Raw genomic sequence first — 3,993 nt, 5'->3', positions numbered from 1 at the left:
TTTTTTAATGATTGAAAGTCGCGTTCAAAGTAAATACGTTGTCCTTTGTCATTGCGTTCAAACAGATAACCAGCTTTCTCTAATTCGATAGACCATCTTCTTAAAGTAGAAGCTGTAATACCCAGTTCCAGTGCGGTTTCTTTGGCAAAATATCCAAGTTGCTTCAAGTTGCTCATGCATTCACCCCCGTTCACTATATTCGTCAACAGCTCGTCAAATACCTGTTAGAACAGGAAAAGTAGTGTTCACGGCTATTTATGTTGCTATAGCTGCTCAGCAAGAACTTAACTGCAAAAGAAATTGCCTTGAAGGCAATTGGTGATTGGCTTTAAGCCAATCTGGTTTTTAGTGATGGGGAAATATCTTTTTACATATCCCTTGAAATGAGTTTTTTGATTTTGTAAAATTAAAGTAACTTATTTCAAGGAGAGAAAAAAACTAATGAAATTCATTTGTTCAAACTGCGGAAAAGAGCTTTGCTTAGAACCGCAAATTTATGAACAGTCTTACAAGGGTTATGAAGTATGCATGGATTGTCGTCCAAAGCATGGAGGGAAACGAGAAGGGGCTGGACGTCCTTCTCTTGGCACTACGAAAAAGGTATCGATCACTCTCCCTGACCAGGTTTGGGAAGAGATCTATCAAAGAAAAGGGAAAAAGCCATTATCAGCGTTCTTTCGTGAATTAGTTCTTGAAATAAGGGATGAAAAATCATGATGTGTTCATATTGTGAAACAGAAAATGAGAAGGTAGGGGTTTGTTCATTTTGTGGAGCCGATTTGGGATTGGAACGACCAAAAAAGAAAGATTATTTATCTGAATCAGATGCTTATTTGTCTCAACCAGAATTGGCTGCCTTTCACACACTTGATTTGTGCCTTCTCGTTCGTTTTCTAAGAAAAGAAAGATCAGAAGCCTATCATTTGATGAGAACGGTCCAGAAAGGCGCCCAGAAGGCTTTTGTGGACGAGCAAACGATTCAGGCAGGGGGAGAACTCTATCAGGAGGCTACAAAGCGTATGAGGGTCATAGAGGGCATTTTGATTGACCGCCTGGGTTATAAGCCTAAAAGGATTGATGACAAGTTAATAGCGAGCTTACAAGCGAAAATAGCGAGAGAGTAAGAGAAGTGTGGAAAAAAGGAAGATTTATTGCTATTGTCGAAATATACCAAAACACGAAAAAACCGCCCTTGCTTTGGCCGGCGAGGCGGTTTTTTCGAACAGGCATTAGTTTTTGTTCCTCATATGATATGTATTTTACCATACAAAAGCTAATTCCTGCCACAAAATAGGGAGGAATCAAAGATGGAAAAGAAAAAAACTGTTGTAGATTTCCAGAAAGCTGAGAGAAATGCTAGACAAAGAGATTTTGAAATTGAAAAAAGGCAAATGGAGCAATTAAAGGGATTTTCTCAAGATCAGATTGATCAAGTATTAACCATGATGAAGCAGATTACAGGGGATGATTACTTTTTTGGGAAAAGGAAAAAACCTGCTGATAAAGTGAGGTTTGCTCAAATGATTATTGAAAACATTGAGTATTTAGTGAGGATTGGATACATAACGGACGCTGAGCAAGCCTTTTTATTTAAGATTTCAGCTTTCTTAGAATTTAAAACGAATGTTCTTATTGAAAAAGCAATGGAAGAAACAGAAATAGAAAATTCTGCTACTCCAAGTTATTTAGCTGAACAATTTGGAAAGACAAGAGAAAGTATTTCTAGAACTATGAATAGCCTTTTGAAAAAAGGAATTTTAGGTGTTGCAGAAGCAGGAATGACAACAGAAGAGGGACGTATTTGTACTTCTCGTACTTGGTTTGTTAATCCTAATATTATCTGCTGCTCTCCAAAAGATGGAGTGGATAAAGCAACTCAACATATTTTTAAGAGGTCACTTCGCAATTTCAGAGTAAAAGATGATAAGAAAAAACATAACTTACCGATCTATTTATTTTGAATACCGATTTTAAATCCGTAGTTATTATTTTTGATAACTACGGATTTCTTTTTAGTATAAGAAGGTGTGATTTTTTTATCACACAGGTGTGATTTTTTTATCACACCTTATCCTCTATAAACCTTGATATAATAACATTCTTATCTTTTTCCCTTCTCACTCTATATTAAATAACAAGTCGCCCTTTGAATTGCAAGACTAATTTTGTGTATTTTTCGTTGAAGAAAATTGTATAAAACCCCATTTTTTTATGCAGCCAGAAGGCCCTTTTAAAAACTAAAAATACTGGTATATCAACAATGCATAAAATTTTGCATAGAGAAAAATCTAGATAAGAAAGAAGAAATTAGAGCCCGTAAGGGATTGTGACTAGCCGCTACTTCCTTCTTGTGGTGTTATGTGAACTAGGTATGCATAGAGTATACAGGTGAAAAAGAGAACTCTCACTAAAGAAAAAACATGCAGTCTACAGACTGCATGCTTTTATTTGTCTTGACAGCACAAGGTGTACTATTAGATGCATTCAGGAAGAACAAAAACAATGCCAACTGTGACAATTGCTTTCTGACCACTGCAATAGTCAATATCCTGAATATAAGCAAATGCTTGAGTATTTCCATTACAGAAATCTGGACATGGGTTATCTTCGGTGACTGGAGCATAGCAAATGACATTATTGACACATGTTGTTCCACTGCAAGAAAAAGTTTGTTCAACAACTTCGTTACAGTCTCCCGCCCCGTTGTTGTAAAAAGTTGGAATGGTGAAAGATGCAACGTAATTGATATGGCCAGTTGCTCTTACTTCGTTTACTGTACAAGCGTCTGGAATAATTCCACACGGTGTCAAAGCATCAGAACTTACTTCTGTGATGCAGCAGTCTAGAAAAAAGAAGTCTGCGCCAATGTTAATCAATCCAAATGGAAATTCTAAAATAGATTCTGGAGCTAGAGTAATGGTGCAACAATCAAAAATAACTGGGCTACATGGTGCTGGCTGTTGTAATTGAGCTTTTTCTACTAGGTTAGTAACTTCTGATGAATGACCTTGTTGTTTCATAACTTCAAGGGAATTCTCTAATTTTTCTAGATTATCTTTTCTCTCGTTCATTATTTCCCCCCCTTTACTGAGTATCTGGGGTAGTATACGTATCAATGTGGCTTTATGCTTGTTCGTATGTCTCGAATAATTTGAAATGGGCTTTTTATTTTTCTTCGTTTTTTAAAATGTAGGTCATTTGCCAAATTCATATTAATGTTTAGAAGCATATATTAAATAAGTGGCATTGAAAGTTTGTTCAACCCATTTATTGAGGTCCTCCCTCTTGCATCAAATAAATCATAGTCTTATTTGATGCGAGGCCGTCCTATAAAAAAAGACCCCTAGGGGTCTTTTTTTATAGACAGAGTTCAGTCAAGAAAACGCTGAAATTTATGCTGGTCTTTTGCAAAATAATGTATTGCTTTTGTATTGTTTTGCTCATTTTTATATACCCATGAAAAAGTTAGGCTCTGCCTAACTCCCCTCGATCTATGGGGACATTTTTCCCTTATGCTCTTTCTAACTTTTCATGGTCCTATCTCTGTTGTTATTTGGAAAATATGTTTCTCCACCAAGACACTTTTTCTTTTCCTTTAGTTCTCTCTTTTTGTTTTTCTTCCTGTGAAATTTTTAGTTGCTGCATGAACATCTGATCCCTGGCTTCAATTGCATTGTTTAGTTTATGTTCGAATACCTCTATTAAAGTTGCTCTCTCCTGCTCTACAGCTTTCTTCACTTCTTCTTGAATAAGAGCCTGTAATTCATGTTTGGATAAACGTATTTCTTCCTCATGAACGCTAGGCGTTTGCAAAGTATTTTTTTCTTCTAAATCCATTGATGTAACAGCATTTATAGCGTTTTTTAAAGTGAATGAATGAGCGAGTAATTCCTTCAATTTTTTTAATGATTGAAAGTCGCGTTCAAAGTAAATACGTTGTCCTTTGTCATTGCGTTCAAACAGATAACCAGCTTTCTCTAATTCGATAGACCA

The 3,993-nt window shown here is 36.0% G+C and carries 6 protein-coding genes; 3 read left to right on the top strand and 3 right to left on the bottom strand.

Translation table 11 applies throughout. From position 1 onward, the window contains the following. The coding region (locus B1A98_RS20860) for a MerR family transcriptional regulator (RefSeq protein ID WP_479531363.1) at positions 1 to 176 on the bottom strand (176 nt) is incomplete at its 3' end. Between the two features lie 265 nt (positions 177 to 441). Between B1A98_RS20860 and B1A98_RS19760 the strand changes: the two genes are divergently transcribed. From B1A98_RS19760 to B1A98_RS19750, 3 genes are all read left to right on the top strand, one after another. Continuing rightward, complete coding sequence (locus tag B1A98_RS19760; protein WP_240492492.1) at positions 442 to 717, top strand: hypothetical protein; 276 nt, start codon at positions 442 to 444, stop codon at positions 715 to 717. Further along, entirely contained in the window at positions 714 to 1,124 is a 411-nt protein-coding gene (locus B1A98_RS19755; protein ID WP_063385387.1) for a hypothetical protein, read from the top strand. Before B1A98_RS19760 ends, B1A98_RS19755 begins: the two co-directional genes overlap by 4 nt. Before the next feature lie 183 nt (positions 1,125 to 1,307). Continuing rightward, entirely contained in the window at positions 1,308 to 1,961 is a 654-nt protein-coding gene (locus tag B1A98_RS19750; RefSeq protein ID WP_063385388.1) for a hypothetical protein, read from the top strand. Between the two features lie 513 nt (positions 1,962 to 2,474). Here the strand turns inward: B1A98_RS19750 and B1A98_RS19745 are convergent. Further along, the gene (locus B1A98_RS19745; RefSeq protein WP_087903800.1) at positions 2,475 to 3,071 is read right to left on the bottom strand and encodes a hypothetical protein; all 597 of its coding nucleotides are present in this window, start codon (positions 3,069 to 3,071) and stop codon (positions 2,475 to 2,477) included. Between the two features lie 478 nt (positions 3,072 to 3,549). Further along, on the bottom strand, positions 3,550 to 3,993 hold a 444-nt coding region (locus B1A98_RS20660), incomplete at its 5' end, for a DNA-binding protein (RefSeq protein WP_087903799.1).

This window comes from Pseudobacillus badius, assembly GCF_002189605.1.
Classification (GTDB): Bacteria; Bacillota; Bacilli; order Bacillales; family Domibacillaceae; genus Pseudobacillus; species Pseudobacillus badius.
The sequence above is the reverse complement of the archived record's forward strand: the minus strand, read 5'-3'. Positions and strand labels throughout refer to the sequence as shown.